Raw genomic sequence first — 20,685 nt, forward strand, 5'->3', positions numbered from 1 at the left:
TCTGCTCCGCGACCGGTGAGTGCCCGCAGTCCCGCTCAGATCAGGACTTTCGTCCCCGCCCGCCGCCTCGCACCGCGTGACTCACTCCAGACGTCCGCTGAGCCCTGCTTCCTGGCCAGAGGGATCGGCCGCCTGGTCCTGCGGTGCGCAGGACTCGTCGGAGCTCGTCCCCGCGGCCCGCAGTTCGGCGGCGAGCGCATCGAAGATCGGCGTACTCGTCATGTCAGCCACTCTGTGGCATCCGTCCTCACTGTGTAAGGGGCCGCTGAGCCCGCTGCACGGAGCTCACCCGCCGTGCGAGGATCGCCTTCACGGCGGCATCGGCCAGCACCACGACCGGCACCGTCGCGGCGGCGAGTGCCCAGCCGAGCGCCGACGGGCCGTGCCCGCCGAGCAGTTCCGGCAGCGGTGGCACGAACAGGAACACCACGAGCACGGCGAGCTCGAACGCGACCGCCCACAGCAGCAACCTGTTGCCGCGCAAGCCTGTTCGCCACACGGGTCGGCTCACGCTGCGGCACGCGTAGGCGTTCGCCAGCTGGCCGAGCACGATGGCGGCGAACGCGGTGCCCGAAGCGGTCGCGAGCAGTGCGGCGGCTGGTGCCTCTCCGAGCCGCCAGCCGCCGGCGACCAGCACGACCAGGAAGGCGAGCATCGACATCAGGGCCTCGGCGGGACCGAGCACGCCGAAAGCCCGGCGCAGCAGGGATCCGTCGACGAGTGAGCCGGTGCGCAGCTTGCCGTGCATGGTGTTCTTGTTCGGCGGCTCGGCGCCCAGTGCGAGCGCGGGCAGCAGGTCGGTGCCGATGTCCAGCGCCAGCACCTGGAGCACGGTGATCGCCAGCGGGATCGAACCGCCGGACAACGCCCACACCACGAAGGGAGTGAGCTCGGCGACGTTGTCGGTCAGGTGGTAGGTGAGGAAGCGGCGGATGTTCGCGAACGTGGCGCGGCCCTGCTCGACCGCGGCGACGATCGTGCCGAAGTGGTCGTCCAGCAGCACTAGATCGGCCGCCTCACGGGCCACATCGGTGCCCGACGAACCCATGGCGATTCCGACGTCGGCGGCGCGCAGCGCAGGACCGTCGTTCACGCCGTCGCCGGTCATCGCGACCACGTGTCCTCTGCGCTGCAGCGCCATCGCGATGCGCAGCTTGTCAGCCGGCGTGACGCGGGCGACCACGACGCCGTCGTGGTCCAGCAACGCGCCCAGCTCGTCCGGGTCGGCCGGCAGCGCCGAGCCTTCCACCACCAGCCGGTCGGGACCGAGCAGGCCCACCTGTTCGGCGATGGCTCGGGCGGTGGCCGGGTGGTCACCGGTGATCATGGCGATGCGGATGCCTGCGGACCGGCACGACGCGATCGCCTCCTCCACGTCATCGCGCGGCGGGTCCTGCAGGCCGACCAAGCCAAGGAGCTCGAGGCCCTGTTCGGCGTGCTGCCAGGACTCCTCGTCACCTGGCCGCGCCGGCCTGCGCGCCACCGCGAGCACGCGCAACCCGCGCTGAGCCAGTGCCGCGATGGCGTCCTCAGCACCCTGCGCCGACACGCACAACGGCAACACCGTTTCCGGCGCACCGGTCACATGCACGCCGTCGGGGTCCACCACGGACGATCGGCGGCGCCTGGGGTCGAACGGGAACCGCGCGGAATCCGTCGCCGCGTTGTCCACGCCCACACGTGCGGCGAGCACGTGCAGGGCGACCTCCATCGGGTCGCCGACCGGGAGCCACCTGTCGTCCTGGTGGAGCACGTGGGCGACCGGCGAACAGCGTTTCGCGCTGGAGGCCAGATCACGCACCTGCTCGATCGCCTGCGGAACTCCGTTCACGGTGGCGGTCGGCTCGTAGCCGGTGCCGTGCACGGTCACCTCGCCGCAGGGCGTCCACACGTGCACGACCGACATCTCGTTGCGGGTCAACGTGCCGGTCTTGTCGGTGCAGATGAACGTCGTCGCTCCCAGCGTCTCCACCGCGTCGAGCTTGCGCACCAGCGCGTTGCGAGCCGCCATGTTCTGCGCCGCACGGGCCAGCGACAACGTGACGGTCGGCAGCAGCCCTTCCGGCACGAGCGCCACCGTGACGCCGATCGCAAACAGGAACCCTTCCGCGAGCGGGAGCCCGAGCAGGACAGCGACGCCGAAGAAGACCGCGCCCATCACGACAGCGAGTACCGCGACGACCACCACGACCTTGTGCAGCTGGGTCGCGAGGGGGCTGCGCGGCGGCTTGGCCTCCTGGGTCAGCGCCGCGATGCCCGCGAGCTTCGTGTGCCCGCCGGTCGCGGTCACCAGCACCGCCGCCTCGCCCTCCGTGACGTAGGTGCCCGCGTAGACCTGTTGTCCGGCAACAGGCCTCGTCGGCACGCTCTCACCGGTCAGCATCGACTCGTCGATGGCCAGCCCCGCCGCGGTCAGCACCTCGCCGTCGGCACAGACCCGTGCGCCGGGTTCCAGCAGCAGCTCGTCACCGGCGACCAGCTCGGAGGCGTCGATCTGGCGAAGGTGGCCGTCCCGCCGCACGGTTGCGCGCAGCGGCATCAGGTCGCGCAGGCGCTGGGCAGCGCGGTCGGCCCGGTATTCCTGCGCGAACGCGAAGGCGCCGTTGAGCACGACCACCACCGCGATCGCCACAGCCAATGCCGGCATGCCCGCGACGAACGCCAGCACCGCGGCTGCCCACAACATCAGCGCGAAGAAGTGCACCAGCTGCTCGACCAGCAACAACAGCGGGTGCCGCCGACGTGCCCGCGGCAACTCGTTCGGCCCGTCGTCATGCAGTCGCCTCGCCGCTTCGGCCGAGGAAAGTCCCGTTGTCGCAACAGTCATAAGTGCATCCCAGCGCGGTTGACGAGCAGCAGACAGGGCACGACGTCCCGCCGGGCCGGGACCGTTGCGCACCGTCCCCGACCGGGCACACGACCCTGTTCCCGCAGTCGTGCCGCCTCGACGCTGGACGGTATGGACAACGACAGCTACATCGCCTTCCTCCTCATCAGCACGCTGCTGGTCGTCGTCGACTCCGCGATCATCACCATCAGCGGCCGCAAGTACCTCGGCAACACGGCGAACCGCGGCATGAGCGTGGCCGCGAGCTGGCTGACCACCACGTTGTTCATCCTGATCGTGCTCGGCCTCGTCGCCCTGGTCTCCACGGTCGACCTGCCGGTCGACGGCGAGTTGCAGAAGCTCGTGACCAAGCTCGGCCTCGTGCTGCTCCTGCTGGCGGTGGCACACGCGATCACGATGAGCCTCCTCGCCCGTTATCGCGGGGAGGAGCGACAGGAACAGTTCGCCGAGGAACTGACCGAACAGCGTCGCGGCCACACCCACCCACCCGAGGTGTCGCAGTCCATCGAGCACCACGAGCCGTATTCGACGACGTAGAAGCAGAGGTGAGCGGTGATGACAAAGCCGATGACCGAGCTCGATTCAGTTCCGCTGTTCGCGGCGCTGTCGCACACCCAACGCGCGGCGATCGCGGGCGTGAGCCGGGTCGTGACCTACCCGCCGGAGACCCGGCTGTTCGACGAGGGCGGACTGGCCGACCGGTGCTGGGTGGTGGTGTCCGGATGCATCGTGGTGGACGCCGTCGCGCCGGGGTCGGGGCGCGATCGGGTCGGAGTGCAGAGCATCGGGCCGGGTGAGCTCGTCGGATGGTCGTGGCTGGTGCCGCCGTACCGGTGGCACTTCGGCGCGACGGTCGTGTCGCCCACACGGGCGGTGGTGGTGGACACCGCGGCGCTGCGCGACCTCGCGGACGAAGACCCGTCGTTCGGCTACCAGCTGGCCCTGATCCTGATCGACGCTCTGCTGAACCGCTTGCAGGCCACCAGGATCCGGATGCTCGACCTGTCCAGGAACCCGTTGTGAGGACCAGACGAGAACGTGTAGTGCTGCTCGCCGTCATGGCGAGCAGCACCACTGTGTTCAATATGGACGGTGGATGGTGGAGGCCTTGACGGTGTCGAGCGAGTCCGCGATGCCATCGGCCCACGTCTCTACCGCGGCCTGGTCGCGAAAGTCGCCGAAGCGGCCGCCCACCGCGCGAAACGCCAGCGCCCCGAACCTGCCGAACGCTCCTTTGCTCACGACACCGGTGAACAGCTGGTGCTCGACAGGCGTGACGTCGTCCACCAGTTCCCCCAGGATCGTCGCAGCCTCCATGCCGGCCCAGCGCCGCAGCGGTCCTCGCAGCGCACCGGGCAAGCCGACACTGAACAACCACACAGGCTTGCCCTTCAACAACTTCCGCTGGTGCCGCAGGAATGTCGTGCCGGCCGGTAGCCACGCCTGGTCGTGCACCGCGCTGCCGAGCACGTAAGCGTCGTAGCCAGTCGTGCTCATTCCTTCCTCCATCACGTGGGTCACGACGTCGTAGCTCCGGCCACTCAGCCTGTCCGCGATCCAGCGCGCGATTCCTTCAGTTGATCCCGCGGCCGTCGCATATCCGACCAGCACCTTCATGACAGTTGCTCCCTGTCCTCGAACGGCCTTGTCAGCGTGCGGTCCAGTCAGCAGCGATCCGTTCCCACTCCGCCGCCCATCGGCGAATGCGCATCCGCTGGCGCACGAAGCGCACCATCAGGTAAGACAGCGCCATCGCGGCTGACGTCCCTGCCCACAGCAGAACTGCCAGCGCCATCGCCTCGATCGCCGCGCCTTCGGTGGTCAGCGGTGACCGCGTCAGAGCTCCATCGCCGTCCACCCAGATCGGCACGACCCCACCGCTCTTGCGGCCATGAGCGGCCTGGACGGTGCCCTGCCGCTCTTTTCCGTCCGGCCCGCGCCACGTCGCCCGCACGGGTCCGGACTCCACGGGACCGTCCGGGTCCACGAACCCGTTCACCGGTGGCGCGTCTTCGATCAGCACTGCGTCTACCTGCTGCCGCGTGCGCTGCTCGCTCACCGACTGGACCATTTGGGAGGCATAGACCTCCGAGCCGACGGCACCCGCGACGGGTACTGCCAGCAGCGCGACGCACACAGCCGCGACGAGTACGGCGCCCTCGAGACGGTCGCCCGCGGTGGCGAGCTGATTGCGGCCGGGAAAGGCCTGGCGGGCGGCTCGGGCCAGCATTGTCGCGTCCATGGTCCACCTCCGTGGTCAAGGCTGCGCGCGCGAGTTGCCCCTCCCCAGTGCCCTTGGTCCCGTCACCGGCACGACCATTGGTCACCGGACACCGCTTAGGAGGCAGAAGTCTCTGGCGTGCCGACGGTTCGGTGGGAAGGCTGAGACCGGCGTCGGCGCGCCGGACGCAGATGTCACAGTCGAACACCTGCGCGTCGGCGTCCCTGGCTTCGACGCATGCGATTCCCTGGATGGCGCGAGAAGTTGTGCACTGATCAGGCGGGACGAAAGCCCCTGCGCCAAAGGCCGCGCCTGCGAGCACGCTGAGTGGCGAATCCACGCGAGGAGCCCCTCATGAACTCCGAGTCCCGCATCGTCGTCGGTGTCGACGGTTCGCCCGCCGCGAAGGCCGCGCTCGCCTGGGCCGTCGCGGAGGCCAAGCGCACGAACGCGTCCGTGCTCGCGCTGTCGGTCTGCCACTTCAAGCCCTCGGCCGACAACGAAGCCGATCCGTTCGCCGAAGGGCATCTGCGCAATCTCCGTGCCGCTGTGGACGCCCTCGGCGCGGCCGGCAACGGCGTGCGCATCGACCAGGACATCCCGCTCGGCACACCCGGACCGGTGCTCGTCGAACGGGCCGCCGGCGCTGACTTCCTGGTGGTCGGCGGGCACGGCGACCACAGGTCGGGCGTGCTGGTGATGAGCTCGGTCACGAGCTACTGCCTGCGGCACGCCCGCTGCCCCGTCGTGGTCGTTCCAGCGGAAGGAGCGCGCCATGACGGTCCTCTCATGCTCCGGCCTGAGACGCCGGTTCGGTGATGTGCTGGCGGTGGACGACGTCTCGTTCACCATCTCCGAAGGTGAGACGTACGGTCTGCTCGGCCCGAACGGCGCGGGCAAGACCACCACGATCTCGATGATCACCGGCGTGCTCGCACCCGACGCGGGCGAGGTGCTCGTGGCAGGCGAACCGATGTCCACGAACGCCATCGCCGCCAAACGCCTGGTCGGGTACGTGCCGCAGGAGCTCGCGCTCTACCCGGACCTCACCGGGCGAGAGAACCTGAGGTTCTTCGCGAGCTTGTACGGAGCTCCGAGGAGTCGTGTCGACCACGTGCTCGACGTGGTCGGCCTGGCGGACCGCGCCGGAGACCTGGCGCGGGAGTACTCGGGCGGGATGAAGCGACGGCTCAACGTGGCGATCGGGCTGCTGCACGAACCGAAGTTGCTGGTGCTCGACGAGCCCACGGCGGGCGTCGACCCGCAGAGCCGCAACCAGATCATGGACAACGTCCGGGCGCTTGCCGCCGAAGGCATGGCGATCCTCTACACCACGCACTACATGGAAGAGGCCGAGCGGCTCTGCGACCGCGTCGGAGTCATCGACTCCGGCCGCCTGATCGCCGAGGGCACGCGCCGCGAGCTCGTCGAACGGCTCGGCGAACGGGACCGGATCTCGTTGTTGCTGGACGGCGACGTCACGCACGCGGCCTCGGTGCTCGGCTCGATCCGGAACGTGCACGGCATGGCCGCGCACGGACAGGGGCTCGAACTGGTCGTGGACGACGCGCGGGAAACCCTGCCGCTGGTGCTGTCGGCGATCTCCGCCGACGGTGTGGTGGTGCGGTCGGTCGAGGTCGCCGAACCCAACCTGGAGACCGTCTTCCTGCACCTCACCGGCAAAGCACTGCGGGAGTGACCATGCGCCACGCCTTGTTGATCGCCGCGCGCGACCTGCGCGAACGCGCCCGCGACCGGACCGCCTACGTGCTCGCGCTCGTGCTGCCGCTGGGGCTCGCCGGCATCTTCACGCTCATCCTCGGCAACGTCGGCGGCGACAGCCAGCTCTTCCGCTACGCCGTCGTGGACTCCGACCGCGGCGCCATCGCCAGGACCTTCACCGACGAGGTCCTGCGCGGTGCCGCGAGTTCCGGTGCCATCGAGATCCGGCCCGCGGCCACCGAGCAGGAGGCACGCACGCTGGTGGACAAGGGCGAGGCGACGGCGGCGTTCCTGTTGCCGGCGGGGTTGACGGAGGACGTGCTCGCCGGCCGCGCCGCGCGGATCGAGGTCGTCGGCGACGTAGACGCCCCGACCGGCACACAGGTGGCCCGGTCGCTCGCCCAGTCCTACACCGACCGGCTCACCGCGGTGCGCCAGGCGGTCGCCGCGACCATCCACTCCGGACTGACCACCTCGCCCGCCGAACTCGCCGCCGAGGCCGCCGCCGCACTTCCCAGGGTGACGGTGGCCGAGGACACCACCACCAGCAGACAGCTCGACGCGAAAACCCAGTACGCCGCGGGAATGGCCGTGTTCTTCCTGTTCTTCGCCGTACAGCTGGGCGTGACCGGCCTGCTGGAGGAGCGCCGCACCGGCACGATGGCGCGACTGCTCGCCGCGCCGGTGCGCCGGTCGTCGATCCTCGCGGGCAAGCTGCTGACCAGCGTCATCATCGGCGTGCTGAGCATGACCGTGCTGGTCGTGGCCAGTTCGCTGCTGATGGGCGCGCGATGGGGAAATCCCCTGGGGGTCGCGATGCTCGTGCTCTCCGGGGTGCTCGCCGCCACAGGTGCGATGGCGGTGGTCGCCGCTCTCGCGAAGACCCCGGACCAGGCGGGCGGCTGGCAGGCGGTCATCGCGATCGTGCTCGGCTCACTCGGCGGCGCGTTCTTCCCGGTGGCACAGGCGGGCGGGGTGCTGGAGGTGCTCAGCCTGGCCGCGCCGCACCGGTGGTTCCTGCGCGGGCTCGCCGATCTGGCGGGTGGTGACGTTGCCGCTGTGTTGCCCTCGGTCGCCGCCATGGCCGCGTTCGCCGCGGTGACCTGCACGGCGGCGCTGCTGCTGTTCCGAAAGGTGGTGCAGGCGTGAAGGTTCTCTCGATCGGCTGGATCAACGTTCGTCGCGCTCTCCGCGATCGCACCGGCCTGTTCTTCCTCGTGGCGCTGCCCTTGATGCTGGTGTTCATCATCGGTGCGGCGTTCGGCAGTGCGGGCACGCCGGTGCTCGGCGTGGTGGGTGACGCCGGTGTGTTGCGCGCGGAGTCCGCGCTGCGGGTCCGGGACTTCTCCGACGAGTCAGCTCTGCGCGCCGCGGTGGAACACGGTGAGGCGAGCGCCGGACTCATCCGCGTCGCAGGGGACACACCCAGGCTGCTCGTACGACCTGATCGAACCGGTCAGCAGCTGCGGATGCTCGTCACCACGGCGCTCACCCAGGAGGCGAACCGCCTCGCCGCGGGCGAGTTCGTCGCCTCGCACACCGGGCTCGACACCGCGGCCGCCCTGTCCGTTGTGGACTCGACCTCGGTGGAACCGGTCGAGGTGCGCACGACCACGGCAGGCGAAGCCCTGTTCCCCGAAGGCTTCTCGGGCTTCGATCTCGGCGCGGCTAGCCAGTTGATCGTGTTCACGTTCCTCAACTCGCTCACCACGGCGGCGGCGCTGGTCGAGACTCGCGCCTTCGGCGTCACACGGCGGATGCTCGCCACCCCCACACCCGCACGCGTGATCATCGCCGGCGAGGCGCTCGGCCGAGTGGCGATCGCCCTGCTGCAGGGGCTGATAGTCGTCGTCGGCTCGGCGCTGCTGTTCGGTGTGCGCTGGGGCGATCCACTCGGTGCGGCGGCGCTGCTGTGCGCGTTCGCACTCGTGTCCGGCGGTGCGGGACTCCTGCTCGGCGCTATGTGCCGCACGCAGCAGCAGACCACCGGAGCCGGCATCCTGCTCGGGCTGGGCCTCGCCGCATTGGGCGGGTGCATGGTGCCGATCGAGTTCTTCAGCTCCACGTTGCGCACGGTCGCGTTCGCCACTCCGCACGGCTGGGCCAACGACGGGTTCACCGCGCTCACCCGGCGCGGCGGCGATCTACTCACCGTGGCGCCGCACCTGGGCGTGCTGCTGGGTTTCGCGGCAGTGCTGTTCGCGCTCGGTTCCTGGCGGCTCCGGCGCGCGGTGACAGCATGACGTTCAGCCGGAGACCGGCTCCCGCGCCGCGGCGACCAAGGCGTCCATTGCCTCCTGCAACGCGGACACGAGCACGTCCACGTCGGGGGTGCTGTCACGGTCGGCGGTGATGCCGAACGACAGCCGGTCGGTGTAGGACAGCACGGCGATCCCCGTCCTGATCCGGACGGCGATGGGGACGTACGGGAGGATCTCGACGATCCGCCGGCCGAGCACCCGCAACGGTTTCCTCGGTCCGGGCACGTTCGTGGTCACCGTGACGATGCTGCGCTGCGGCAGCGAGGCGCCGAGCCGGATGCTCCAGGCGAGCGGCGCGAACGGCTCGTAGCGGGCGAGTTCGGTCAGTGCCTGCCCGCTCTCCGCCTCGTGCCCTTCCTTGAGCGCGGTGAACCGGCCATGCACCAGGTGCAGTGCCTCGGTCGCGCTGACCGCCTCGACCGGCAGGAACACCAGCCGCAGGCTGACCTGGTTGTCCAGGCGTCGATCGCCTCGCACCGACACCGGCACCATCGTCCGGACGCTGTTCGGCGCAGGTTCTTCGCCACGCTTCAGCATCATCGCCCGGTAGGCGCAGGTAACCACGGCCAGCACCACGTCGTTCACCGTGACGCCGAACGCGTGGGCCACCTCCTTCACCTCCGGCAACGAAGCCCGCACCACTCGGTAGAGCCGAGGCGCGCCCAGTGGCCCGACCAGCGACGAGTCACGCACCGGCAGCAGCGACCACGCGAGCTGCACGAGTCCACCGGCGATGGCCAGCGGTGCCCGCACCAGATTGCCCAGCAACGACAACAGGCTCACGCCACGTTCCTCGCCCCCGAGTTCCGGTGCGGGACCTTCGCCGTACAGAACGTCGTAGAGCATCGTGCCGCTCACGCCGTCAGCCATGCAGTGGTGCACCTTGGCGAGCACCGCCCACCGGCCACCTTCGAGACCTTCGACGACCCAGTACTCCCACAACGGACGGTCCCGGTCCAGGCGCTGGCCCATGATCCGCGCGATGAGCGCGCACAGTTCCGCGTCGCCGCCCGGTGCGGGCAGCGCGGTGCGCCGCACGTGATAGGCGAGGTCGAACGACGGGTCGTCCTGCCACGTGGGCGTGCTGAGGTCCAGCGGGGTGCGCACGACCCTCTGCCGGGCGCGAGGCAGCACCGGCAGCTTCGTCCGCATCAGTGCGAGGAACTCGTCCTGGCTCGGAGCTGGTCCTTCGACGACCGCGACCGAGGCGATGGCGAGCGAGGCGTGCGGGTCCGCGTCCTCGACTTCGAGGAACGCGGCGTCCAACGGGCTGAGGTCATCCATCCATCCAGTGCAGCATCAGGAGTGCCTGCCGCACACGGTCCAGCGTCCCGCTCCGCACGAGTCCTTCGGCCCTGCGATCACGTGAAGATGATCTGGCCGCCCGCCGCGAGTTCGTAGAACTCGCCGACCGTGATGATGTCCTGGACCTGGTCGATGAAGTCCTCTTTGGACAGGCCGAACAGGTCGACGGACGCCTGGCACGCGTACAGGCCCGCACCGGTGTCCGCGATCATCTCGACGAACTCGGGGATCGGCGGGATGTCCAGCTCTTCCATCTTGTGCGACAGGTAGCGCGTCATCACCGAGGACACGCCGGGCAGGCCGCCCGCCCAGGTCGCCAGGTGCAGGCCGGGGTTGCCGACGGTGGCGAGCTTGATGTGCTCGTGACGTGCCTTGTGCACGGCGTCGAGTCCGAAGAAGGTGAAGAACAGGTTGGCGTCGATGCCTTCCGCACGTGCGCCGTTGGCCATGATCAGCGCGGGGTAGATCCCCTCCAGGGAGCCCTTGGAGATGATGATGGAGATCTTCTCGATCTTGTCCGACATCGCAGGCGGTCCTTTCGATTCAGATGCAGCCGCGGGGCTTGGGGATGCCCGCGATACGGGCTGCGAGCTTGGCCGGTCCCTTCGGGAACAGCTGGTAGAGCTCCTTCACGCTGACGCCCGAGGTCTTGCCGAGGGCGCGCACAGTGGGACCAGTGCCCTTCTCCGCGAACTCCGCGCGCATGAAGCTGATGACCTGCCAGTGCCGATCGGTCAGGGCGCCGACGCCCACCTCGTGGGCGATGTCGGAAGCCATGTCCTCGCTCCACTGGCCGGGGTCGAGGAAGAACCCCTCGTCGTTGAGCGACACCTCGGTTCCCGCGTACACCTTCGTGGACATTCGATCTCCCTCACCGGGCTTCGAGGCGCTTGCCCGCGAGGGGCATCGCGGCGGACACGCCGGGCAGGTCCCTGCCGGGCAGGAGGCTGTGCCAGTACAGCCAGGCGAACATCAGCTTGCCGAGGTGGTTGAGCCTCGACTCCTTGAGCAGCGGCAGTCCCACCGCCGACGGGTAGTGGCCGGGCAACGGCTCTGTGCCGTAGTTGAAGTCGATCAGCAGGGCCTTGCCGAACCCGCTCTCGATGAAGCAGTTGGTATGGCCGTCGAAACTCGCGTCGAGCTCCTCACCCGCGAGGAACCGGGCCACGTTGCGGGTCAGCACCTCGCCCTCGAAGTGGGTGACCGATCCCGCCTTCGAAGTGGGGACCGCTGCGGCGTCGCCGATGACGAAGACGTTCTCCCGCACCTTGGACTGCAGGGTGTGGTCGTCGGCGGGAACGAAGCCGAGCGCGTCGCCCAATCCCTGAGAACGTTCGACGCATTCGGCTCCCCCGTGCACGGGCACGACGACCGCCAGGTCGAACTCGACCACGCGCTCGTCGTACGAGATCAGCTTCCCCGCCTCACCGTCGACCTCGCCGGTGTTGAACTCGGTCACCAGCTCGATGCCCTTCTCCTGCAGCATCCCGGCGAGTGCACGGGCGGCGACGGGCTTGGTGAACGCCGCGTCCAGCGGCGTGACGTAGGTCAGCCGGACCCGGTCGCGGATGCCGCGTTCCTGGAAGTACCAGTCCGCCAGGAAACAGAACTCGAGCGGGGCGACCGGGCACTTGATCGGCAGGTCGACGACGTTGACGACCAGCCGGCCGCCGTCGAAGTCCCGCAACGCCCGTGCCAGCGCGGTCGCACCCGCCAGGTCGTAGAAGCTGAACACCTTGGTCATCCAGCCCGGACCCGTCAGGCCGTCAGTCTCCTCCGGCACCAGTCGGGCACCGGTCGCGATGATCAGGACGTCGTATGCGAGCACGCCGCCGTCATCGAGGTGGACCTGGTTGGCCTCCACGTCGACGTGGAGGACTCCGCTGTCGCGGTAGGCGACGCCGTCGTGCAACTGGCGGCGCCGGGACCGGACGAGGTCGTCCGCGTGGGCGAGCCCGAACGGCACGAACAGCAGGCCCGGCTGGTAGACGTGGTCGTCGTCGCGGTCGACCACGGTGATCTCGCACTCGGCGCCCAGGGCGCGACGCAGCCTGTTGGCGGCAAGGGTGCCGCCGGTGCCACCGCCGAGGATCACGATCCGCTTGGTCATGCCCGCCAGTCTTCGACGCGGCACGGCCGGTCCCCAGTGGCCTTGGTCCTCGCCCACACGGGCCCATGGACCGCGTCCCGCTGTGGCTGGCAGATCCACGATGGATCGATGATGGGCAACGTTCTCGACGCGGAGGCCTCACCGCTGCTGAACCGCATCCGGCAGGGCCTCATCGGCGACGACGAGGTTCTCGACGGACCTTACGGCCCCCGAAGGATCATCTACGCGGACTACACCGCGTCCGGCAGGGCGCTGGACTTCGTCGAGGACTTCGTCCGCGCGCACGCGCTCCCCCACTACGCCAACACCCACACCGAGAGCTCCGGCACGGGGCGGTACACGACGAGGTTGCGCGAACAGGCTCGTCAGCTCATCCGCGACTCCGTCGGCGGTACTGATGACGATCTGGTCATCTTCTGCGGATCCGGTGCGACCGCCGCGATCGCGAAGCTGGTCGCCATCCTCGAACTGCGACTCCCGGCTGGACTGAACGAGAAGTACTCGTTGCTGGATCAGATCCCCGCGAACCAGCGCCCGGTGGTGTTCGTCGGCCCGTACGAGCACCACTCCAACGAGCTGCCGTGGCGCGAGTCCATCGCGGACGTCGTGGTCATCGGCGAAGACGCCCACGGTCACATCGACGTCGCCGAGCTACGCCACCAACTGGTCCGGTACGCCGGCCGCCCGCTGAGAATCGGCAGCTTCTCCGCCGCCTCCAACGTCACCGGCGTGCTCACCAACACCGACAGCATCGCCGCGCTGCTGCACGAACACGGTGCACTGTCCTTCTGGGACTACGCGGCCGCCGCCCCGTACGTGCCCATCCGCGTACGGGAGAGCGCACCGGGTCGCGGCGATCACAAGGACGCGATCTTCCTGTCACCGCACAAGTTCGTGGGCGGTCCGCAGACCCCTGGTGTTCTCGTGGTCCGCCGGGAACTGGTCACCAACGCGGTGCCCACAGTCCCAGGTGGCGGCACGGTGGCGTTCGTCCACCCCCTTGGTCACCGCTACCTCGACGACCCGGTCGCCCGTGAGGAAGGCGGCACGCCCGCGATCGTCGAATCGATCCGCGCCGGGCTGGTGTTCGCACTCAAGGACGCCGTCGGCACCCGGCTGATCCAGGCACGCGAGGAACGCCTGTGGCGGCACGCCCTCACCGAATGGGAGGACGAACCCGGCATAGAGATCCTCGGCAACCACGACGCGGCACGGCTGTCCATCGTGTCACTCCGCATCCGCGCCGGCGAACTGTTCCTGCACCACAACTTCGTGGTCGCCCTGCTCAACGACCTGTTCGGCATCCAGACCCGCGGCGGCTGCTCCTGCGCCGGACCGTACGGACACCGGCTGCTCGCCATCGACACCGCGCACTCCCACGGCTACGACCACGAGGTTGCCCTCGGCTGCGACGGGGTCAAGCCGGGCTGGGTGCGGCTCAACTTCAACTACTTCATCACCGATGCTGTCCGCGACTACCTCGTCGACGCAGTGCGGCTGGTTGCCAGGTACGGCCATCGGCTCCTGACCGACTACGCCTTCGACCCGCACACCGGGCTGTGGCAGCACCGCGCCACCGCAACCATTCCACTGGGACTGCCTGGTCTGCGCTCTGTCGCGACTCCGGGTGCTCCCCCAGCCGGACCGTCAGATCACGCTGACGACGGCGTCCTGGCCACGCAACTGGACGAAGCCCGGTGCCTGCTGGCCGCTCGCGCGGACCTGCTCGACGACGGTCCCACCGGGCTGCCGGAGGACTTCGAGGCATTGCGCTGGTTCGTCCTGCCTCCGGTCTGCCTGCTGGGTCAGGCCAGTGCGAGGAACAACTTCTCCAGCTGAGCGCGGTCTGCCACCGACTGCTCGGAGCCGTCGGCGATGCACTGCTCCAGCCCGCTCGCGATCAGCTTGAAGCCGGCCCGGTCCAGGGCACGCGACGCCGCGGCCAGCTGCGTGATCACGTCCTTGCAGTCGCGTCCGGACTCGATCATCTGGACGAGCCCGCCCACCTGCCCCTGTACGCGCCGCAGCCGCTTGACCACGTCGGAGAGGACTTCTTCGTTCAACTCCACCCCATACCTCCTTCAGTACCCCCTAGGGTACCTGTGCGACGCGCCTCTCCGACGGTGCAGCGAGGGGGCGTCCCTATCTGGGGCGGCTTCCCGTTCTCATCTCACGACGCTTGCGCTGCGCCAGCCACGCGCCACCACCCACGGCGATGAGCCAGGCCGCGACGACCCCGTACATGACGGGCAGCTGCTGAGCAAGCACGAAGCCACCCATCACCAGGACGAACCAGCCAAAACCCTTGCGCAACAACGTCTCCGGGATGCGGCCCGCGAGTCTGCCGCCTGCCAGGCTGCCCGCCACCGCCGCCGCGGTGACCAGCGCGGCGAGCGTCCAGTCGATGTGGACGGTCGCCAGGTAGCCCGCGAGTCCCGCGAAGGACTTCATCGCGATCACCACGAGCGACGTGCCGACCGCGACCGCCATGGGCAGTCCGCCCAGCAACGCCAGCGCGGGTACCACGAGGAAACCGCCGCCCGCCCCGACCAGACCGGTGACCGCGCCGACCACGACGCCCTCGGCGACCACGCGCCCGACCGGCAGTTCACCGCGGGGCTTCGCCTGTGCGCTGTCGCGGCGTCCGCGGATCATCGCCACGGCGGTCGCGATCATCATCACCGCGAAGCCCATCAGCAGCCACGTGCCGGGGATGAACTGCGCGAGCCGGCCGCCGCCGTACGCCCCGGCCATACCCGCGGCGCCGAACACCAGTCCTGTGCGCCAGCGCACCCGCCCTGCCCTTGCGTGCGACACAGCGCCCACCGCGCTGGTCACGCCCACGACGAACAACGACATGGCGATCGCCTGCTTGGGATCCTGCCCGGCGAGATAGACCAGGATCGGCACGGTCAGGATCGAGCCTCCGCCACCGAGCACCGCCAGAGCGAGCCCGACGAGCACCGCGGCGAGCAGCGTGAGCACGATCATCCCGCTCACCCTCTCCCGTCGCCCAGCGCGGAGACCACGGCCCCGACGGTCGTGCGAGGACCGCGGTTGTAAGGCAACTTCGCGAGCAGCATGCCCAGCGCACAGGTGTTGCTCAGCGCGGCCACGACCAGCCCGGCACCGACCAGGCCCGCGAGCCACGTGACTGGCGGGGCGAACCACCCCACCAGCACCGCAGCGAGCACGATCGCGCCCGCCACCAGCCGGACCTGGCGTTCGAGGTCCCAGCGCGGCTTCCCGTTTCGCACCGGGCCGCCCTCGGCCTGCCACGCGGTCATCCCTCCGGCCAGCAGGCGGAGGTTGGGCAGCCCGGCGGCGGACAGCGCCTGCTCGGCCTGTCCAGCCCGTTGCCCGGACCGGCAGATCAGCACCACCTGTTCGTCCAGGTGGTGGCGCAGCTCGTCGCGGTGCTCCTGCAGCAGGTCCAGCGGCACGTTGTAGGCGCCTGGAATGTGCGCGACCTCGAACTCACCGGGCGTGCGCACGTCGATGAGCCGTGGGCCGGTTCCAGACGCGACCAACTGCCGGAGTTCCGCGACGTCCAGCGTCACCGGAGCGCTCACCGCTGCTCTCCCGCCACGACCAGGCCGGCGCTGCGCGCGGTGTCGAAGTCGTCATCGAGGTGCACCACCGCGCGACCCGCGCGGGCGAGAACACTCGCCGCGATGGACGCCCGATAGCCGGACTGGCAGTGCACCCACACAACACCGGCGGGCACGTCACCCACCCGCTCCGGCAGGTCGGGCAACGGGATGTGCAGCGCACCGTCCAGGTGACCCCGCTGCCATTCACCGCCCATCCGGACGTCCAGCAGCACGTCGGCGGGAGGCAACCCGTGCGGCAACTGCCCGGCCCGTGCCGCGGCGAGGTCCGCGAACGTCGCCACGGCAAGCTCGTCCAACCTGCTCTCCTCGTCCGCCCACTGCTCCGGGGCACCGGTCGCCGCGGCAGCGGGCCGGTCGATCCCGATTCGTGCCAGCTCGCGTTGTGCCTCGGCCACCTGCTCGGCGGACTCGCCCAGAAGCGTGATGGGCGCACCCCACGGTGCCATCCAGCCCAGCCAGGTGGACATCGGTCCGTCGAGGCCGAAGCTCAGGGTGCCGGTCAGATGCCGGTGGGCGAAAGCCTTGCGCGAGCGCAGATCCACCACCCACTCCTGGGCATCGATCCGGCCGCGCAGCTCCGCGGGATCCGCGATCCGTACCGGCGTGAGGTCGGCCAGCTCAGCCCCCTCCGCATTGCGCACGCCCATGTGGGCGTAGTACGCGGGATAGGCGTCCAGCCCTGCCAGCATCTGGGCGACGAAGTCTCCGGCTTCGAGGCGCAGCGCGGGATTCGCCCTCTTCTCCCTGCCGACCGTCGACGAGGGCGCGTCCGACTGGGTGGCCGAGCAGAAGCTCCCGAACCCATGGGTCGGCCACACCTGCGCTCCGTCCGGCAACAGGTCGGCGAGCCGGCGCACAGAGGCATGCTGGTGGTGCGCCAGCGTGTCGGCGTGCTGCTTGCCGAGCAGGTCCGTCCGGCCGGTAGTACCGAACAACAGCGAACCACCGGTGAACACCCCCACCGGCCCGTCCGCACCGTGCAGCACGTACGACACGTGATGGAACGTGTGCCCTGGCGTGGCCACCACGGTCAGCCGCATCTGGTCGGACAGCACGATCTCATCCCCATCGCTTACCGGTAACCGGTCGAACCTGACGTCATCCGCCGCCGCCACCGCGTACACCGCGCCGGTCAGCTTCGCCAGCGCCAGTCCGCCGGACACGTAGTCGTTGTGCAGATGGGTCTCCACGACGTGCGTGATCCGCACCCCGAGCCGGCCCGCCAGAGCCAGCACCCGGTCGATGTCGCGCTGTGGATCGATCGCCACCGCCACCCGCCCGTCGTGTGCCAGGTAGCTCCGGTCGCCCAACGACGAGGTGGCCACGACCTCAACTTCTGTCGTCATGATCATCCGTTTCTGCCGCATTCATCTGAGAACCAATGGAATCCCCATCGGTGACACATACCCCCGGGGGTACCTGTGCCTCCACCATACGTCGCCCTCCCACTCTCCGACCACTACCCCCGGGGGTATGCCGGTGGAACCTGCGCGGCGCCCGCGAACCAGGGACCTTCGGTCCTGGATGCCGGGGACCGCAGGCTCTGCATCGCAACCTCTGATCCGAGAAGCCTTGAATCGACGACCCGATGAGGAGGAGCGCGATGACCGCTACTGCGGAGCGCCTGACCACCGCCTGGCGCGGGTTCGACGAAGGGCCGTGGTGCGATGAGATCGACGTACGCGGCTTCATCCAGGCCAACTACACGCCGTACGAGGACGATTCGTCGTTCCTGTCCGGCCCAACGCCACGCACGACCGCGTTGTGGCATCGGTTGACGGAGATGTTCGTCGACGAGCGTGCTCGCGGGATCTACGACGTCGATCCCAACACCCCGTCGTCGATCACGGCACATGCGCCGGGCTACATCGACCGCGACCAGGAGCTGGTCGTCGGGCTGCAGACCGACGCACCGCTCAAGCGCGCCATCATGCCCACCGGCGGCCTGCGGATCGTTGAGACCAGTCTTGCGACCTACGGCTACGAGCTCGACCCGCACGTCAAGGAGATCTTCACCAAGTACCGCAAGACTCACAACGACGGCGTGTTCGACGCCTACACCGCAGAGATCCTGCGTGCTCGTAAGGCGGGGATCATCACCGGTTTGCCGGACGCCTACGGGCGTGGCCGGATCATCGGCGACTACCGCCGAGTGCCGCTCTACGGCGTCGACCGCCTGATCGCGGCGAAGAAGGCCGAACGCGCGGTGCTGGACGAGATGGTGTCCACAGAGGACATCATCAGGGACCGGGAAGAACTGGCTGAGCAGATCCGGGCGCTCAACGAACTGCGGGTCATGGCCGCGTCCTACGGCTACGACATCTCCGGCCCGGCCACCACAGGCCGTGAAGCTGTGCAGTGGCTGTACTTCGCCTACCTCGCCGCGGTGAAGGAGCAGAACGGCGCCGCGATGTCGTTGGGCCGCACGTCCACCTTCCTGGACGTGTACCTGCAGCGCGACCTCGACGAGGGCCGGCTGACCGAACGCGAGGCGCAGGAGCTCGTCGACGACCTGGTCATCAAGCTGCGGATCGTGCGGTTCCTGCGCACCCCGGAGTACGACCAGCTGTTCTCCGGTGATCCGACCTGGGTCACGGAATCCATCGGCGGCATGGGCGACGACGGACGGCCGCTGGTCACGCGGACGAGCTTCCGGTTCCTGCAGACCCTCTACACCCTCGGCCCAGCGCCGGAACCAAACCTCACCGTGCTGTGGTCACCGCGTCTGCCGGACGGGTTCAAGCGTTTCTGCGCCAAGGTGTCCATCGACACCAGCTCGATCCAGTACGAGAACGACGATCTGATCCGGCCGAGGTTCAGCGACGACACCGCGATCGCGTGCTGCGTGTCGGCCATGCGGGTCGGCGAGCAGATGCAGCTGTTCGGTGCACGGGTCAACCTCGCCAAGGCGCTGCTCTACGCGATCAACGGCGGTCGCGACGAGGTCAGCGGCGTGCAGGTGGCGCCGGAGTTCCCGCCGATCACTTCGGAGTACCTCGACCACGAGGAGGTGCGGGCGGCGTTCGACCGGATGACCGACTGGCTCGCGAAGACCTACGTCGAAGCGCTCAACGTCATCCACTACATGCACGACAAGTACGCCTACGAGCGCATCGAGATGGCGCTGCACAACCACCCGGTCCAGCGGCTGCTGGGCTGCGGCATCGCCGGTTTGTCGGTGGTGGCGGACAGCCTGTCGGCGATCAGGTACGCCCGCGTGCGCGTGATCCGCGACGAGACCGGCCTCGCGGTCGACTACGTCGTCGAGGGTGACTTCCCGAAGTACGGCAACAACGACGACCGCGCCGACGCGATCGCCGTCGAACTGGTGGAGGACTTCATGCGCAAGGTGCGGCAGTATCCCGCGCACCGCGGCGCCGTGCACTCCCAGTCGGTGCTCACCATCACCTCGAACGTCGTCTACGGCAAGCACACCGGCAACACCCCGGACGGCCGCCGCGCGGGCGAACCGTTCGCACCCGGCGCGAACCCGATGAACGGGCGAGACAAACACGGGCTCGTCGCCGCGGCGTTGTCGGTGGCGAAACTGCCCTACGACCAGGCACAGGACGGAATCTCGTTGACCGCGAGCATCACCCCGACGGGTCTGGGGCGCACCGAGGACGAGCAGGTGACCAACCTTGCGGGTGTCCTGGACGCCTACACCGACGCGGGCGGGTTCCACCTCAACGCCAACGTGCTCAACCGCGAGACCCTGCTCGACGCCATGGCACACCCGGAAGACCACCCGCAGCTGACCATCCGCGTCTCCGGTTACGCGGTGAACTTCGTCCGGCTCACGCCCGAGCAGCAGCGCGACGTCATCAACCGCACGTTCCACGAGTCGCTGTGACCATCACCGGCTCAGTCCACTCGTGGGACGTCTCGACCGCGGTCGACGGCCCGGGCACCCGCTTCGTGCTCTTCCTGAGCGGGTGCCCGCTGCGCTGCCTGTACTGCGAGAACCCGGACACCTGGCACATGCGCGACGGCCACCGCATGACCGTCGACGAGGTCATGACGGAGGTCGCGAAGTACCGGCGGTTCATCGAGGTCGCCGGCGGCGGACTGACCATCACCGGCGGAGAACCGCTGCTGCAACCCGCCTTCACCGCCGCCGTGTTCCATCGCGCCAAGCAACTCAGCCTGCACACCGCGCTCGACACGTCCGGTTTCCTCGGCGCGCGGGCGTCCGAGGAACTCCTCGCCGACACCGATCTGGTCCTGCTGGACATCAAGTCCTGGGATCCGGCCACCTACCGGCACGTCACCGGCGGCGAGGTCACACCGACACTGCAGTTCGCCCGCCGGCTGTCCGCGATGCGCAAGCCGATGTGGATCAGGTTCGTCCTCGTGCCCGGCCACACCGACGCCGAGGACAACGTCGCGGGCGTCGCGTCCTTCGTCAGCACCCTGGACGCGGTCGAACGCGTGGAAGTGCTGCCGTTCCACAAACTCGGCGCCTCGAAGTACACGGCACTCGGCATCCCGTTCCCGTTGGCGGACGTCCCCACGCCGGATGCCGAACTGGTGCAGCGAGTCCGCGAGCAGTTCGCCGACTGCGGTGCTCCCGTTCACTGACACGACTCGGCGGCGCATGCCGG

General features: G+C 69.1%; 21 protein-coding genes. 9 read left to right on the forward strand and 12 right to left on the reverse strand.

Features of this window, described 5'->3' with window-relative positions; translation table 11 throughout:
- Window positions 1-81: 81 nt before the first annotated feature.
- Together OG205_RS09500 and OG205_RS09505 are read right to left on the reverse strand one after the other, a co-directional pair.
- On the reverse strand, window positions 82-222 hold the full coding sequence (locus OG205_RS09500) for a hypothetical protein (protein WP_330275874.1): 141 nt from the start codon (window positions 220-222) through the stop codon (window positions 82-84).
- A 25-nt stretch (window positions 223-247) separates the two neighbouring features.
- A complete protein-coding gene (locus OG205_RS09505) occupies window positions 248-2,827 on the reverse strand; it encodes a cation-translocating P-type ATPase (protein ID WP_330275875.1) in 2,580 nt (859 codons plus the stop codon).
- A 132-nt stretch (window positions 2,828-2,959) separates the two neighbouring features.
- Here OG205_RS09505 and OG205_RS09510 point away from each other — a divergent pair, with 132 nt between their 5' ends.
- The gene (locus OG205_RS09510; RefSeq protein ID WP_330275876.1) at window positions 2,960-3,385 is read left to right on the forward strand and encodes a hypothetical protein; all 426 of its coding nucleotides are present in this window, start codon (window positions 2,960-2,962) and stop codon (window positions 3,383-3,385) included.
- 18 nt (window positions 3,386-3,403) lie between these two features.
- Window positions 3,404-3,871 carry a Crp/Fnr family transcriptional regulator gene (locus OG205_RS09515; protein WP_330275877.1) on the forward strand — a complete coding sequence of 156 codons (468 nt, stop codon included), beginning with the start codon at window positions 3,404-3,406 and terminating at the stop codon, window positions 3,869-3,871.
- Window positions 3,872-3,928: 57 nt separating this feature from the next.
- Here OG205_RS09515 and OG205_RS09520 read toward each other — a convergent pair whose 3' ends face one another.
- Together OG205_RS09520 and OG205_RS09525 are read right to left on the reverse strand one after the other, a co-directional pair.
- Complete coding sequence (locus tag OG205_RS09520; protein WP_330275878.1) at window positions 3,929-4,465, reverse strand: flavodoxin domain-containing protein; 537 nt, start codon at window positions 4,463-4,465, stop codon at window positions 3,929-3,931.
- 31 nt (window positions 4,466-4,496) lie between these two features.
- A complete protein-coding gene (locus OG205_RS09525) occupies window positions 4,497-5,090 on the reverse strand; it encodes an Rv1733c family protein (protein WP_330275879.1) in 594 nt (197 codons plus the stop codon).
- A 333-nt stretch (window positions 5,091-5,423) separates the two neighbouring features.
- Here OG205_RS09525 and OG205_RS09530 point away from each other — a divergent pair, with 333 nt between their 5' ends.
- Genes OG205_RS09530 through OG205_RS09545 form a run of 4 tightly spaced genes read left to right on the forward strand, consistent with a single transcriptional unit; the run spans window position 5,424 to window position 9,034 of the window.
- Window positions 5,424-5,888, forward strand: coding sequence for a universal stress protein (locus OG205_RS09530; RefSeq protein ID WP_330275880.1), 465 nt, complete (start codon window positions 5,424-5,426; stop codon window positions 5,886-5,888).
- Entirely contained in the window at window positions 5,845-6,768 is a 924-nt protein-coding gene (locus tag OG205_RS09535) for an ABC transporter ATP-binding protein (protein WP_330275881.1), read from the forward strand. The genes OG205_RS09530 and OG205_RS09535 overlap by 44 nt, the downstream gene beginning before the upstream one ends.
- Before the next feature lie 2 nt (window positions 6,769-6,770).
- A complete protein-coding gene (locus OG205_RS09540) occupies window positions 6,771-7,940 on the forward strand; it encodes an ABC transporter permease (RefSeq protein WP_330275882.1) in 1,170 nt (389 codons plus the stop codon).
- On the forward strand, window positions 7,937-9,034 hold the full coding sequence (locus OG205_RS09545; protein ID WP_330275883.1) for an ABC transporter permease: 1,098 nt from the start codon (window positions 7,937-7,939) through the stop codon (window positions 9,032-9,034). The genes OG205_RS09540 and OG205_RS09545 overlap by 4 nt, the downstream gene beginning before the upstream one ends.
- Before the next feature lie 3 nt (window positions 9,035-9,037).
- On the opposite strand, the gene OG205_RS09550 is transcribed toward OG205_RS09545, so the two are convergent.
- The 4 genes from OG205_RS09550 to sqr form a co-directional block, all read right to left on the reverse strand.
- On the reverse strand, window positions 9,038-10,336 hold the full coding sequence (locus tag OG205_RS09550) for a wax ester/triacylglycerol synthase family O-acyltransferase (protein ID WP_330275884.1): 1,299 nt from the start codon (window positions 10,334-10,336) through the stop codon (window positions 9,038-9,040).
- A 77-nt stretch (window positions 10,337-10,413) separates the two neighbouring features.
- A complete protein-coding gene (locus OG205_RS09555) occupies window positions 10,414-10,881 on the reverse strand; it encodes a DsrE/DsrF/DrsH-like family protein (RefSeq protein ID WP_319973727.1) in 468 nt (155 codons plus the stop codon).
- A 19-nt stretch (window positions 10,882-10,900) separates the two neighbouring features.
- Entirely contained in the window at window positions 10,901-11,218 is a 318-nt protein-coding gene (locus OG205_RS09560; RefSeq protein ID WP_330275885.1) for a TusE/DsrC/DsvC family sulfur relay protein, read from the reverse strand.
- 10 nt (window positions 11,219-11,228) lie between these two features.
- Complete coding sequence (gene sqr / locus OG205_RS09565; protein WP_330275886.1) at window positions 11,229-12,467, reverse strand: type III sulfide quinone reductase, selenoprotein subtype; 1,239 nt, start codon at window positions 12,465-12,467, stop codon at window positions 11,229-11,231.
- Window positions 12,468-12,575: 108 nt separating this feature from the next.
- Here sqr and OG205_RS09570 point away from each other — a divergent pair, with 108 nt between their 5' ends.
- Entirely contained in the window at window positions 12,576-14,306 is a 1,731-nt protein-coding gene (locus tag OG205_RS09570) for an aminotransferase class V-fold PLP-dependent enzyme (protein WP_330275887.1), read from the forward strand.
- On the opposite strand, the gene OG205_RS09575 is transcribed toward OG205_RS09570, so the two are convergent.
- The 4 genes from OG205_RS09575 to OG205_RS09590 form a co-directional block, all read right to left on the reverse strand.
- Window positions 14,273-14,536 (reverse strand): metal-sensitive transcriptional regulator, encoded by a 264-nt coding sequence (locus OG205_RS09575; RefSeq protein ID WP_319973731.1) that lies wholly within the window; start codon window positions 14,534-14,536, stop codon window positions 14,273-14,275. The two genes, OG205_RS09570 and OG205_RS09575, sit on opposite strands and share 34 nt — an antisense overlap.
- A 73-nt stretch (window positions 14,537-14,609) precedes the next feature.
- The gene (locus OG205_RS09580) at window positions 14,610-15,458 is read right to left on the reverse strand and encodes a sulfite exporter TauE/SafE family protein (protein WP_330275888.1); all 849 of its coding nucleotides are present in this window, start codon (window positions 15,456-15,458) and stop codon (window positions 14,610-14,612) included.
- Between the two features lie 5 nt (window positions 15,459-15,463).
- Window positions 15,464-16,039, reverse strand: coding sequence for a rhodanese-like domain-containing protein (locus OG205_RS09585; protein ID WP_330275889.1), 576 nt, complete (start codon window positions 16,037-16,039; stop codon window positions 15,464-15,466).
- Entirely contained in the window at window positions 16,036-17,427 is a 1,392-nt protein-coding gene (locus tag OG205_RS09590; protein WP_330275890.1) for an MBL fold metallo-hydrolase, read from the reverse strand. Before OG205_RS09590 ends, OG205_RS09585 begins: the two co-directional genes overlap by 4 nt.
- Before the next feature lie 257 nt (window positions 17,428-17,684).
- Here OG205_RS09590 and pflB point away from each other — a divergent pair, with 257 nt between their 5' ends.
- Window positions 17,685-19,934 (forward strand): formate C-acetyltransferase, encoded by a 2,250-nt coding sequence (gene pflB, locus OG205_RS09595; RefSeq protein ID WP_330275891.1) that lies wholly within the window; start codon window positions 17,685-17,687, stop codon window positions 19,932-19,934.
- Window positions 19,931-20,662 carry a pyruvate formate-lyase-activating protein gene (gene pflA / locus OG205_RS09600; RefSeq protein ID WP_319973736.1) on the forward strand — a complete coding sequence of 244 codons (732 nt, stop codon included), beginning with the start codon at window positions 19,931-19,933 and terminating at the stop codon, window positions 20,660-20,662. Before pflB ends, pflA begins: the two co-directional genes overlap by 4 nt.
- The last annotated feature ends 23 nt before the right edge of the window (window positions 20,663-20,685 follow it).

Origin of the sequence: Lentzea sp. NBC_00516, from assembly GCF_036346835.1 — a bacterium.
GTDB classification, from domain to species: Bacteria; Actinomycetota; Actinomycetes; order Mycobacteriales; family Pseudonocardiaceae; genus Lentzea; species Lentzea sokolovensis.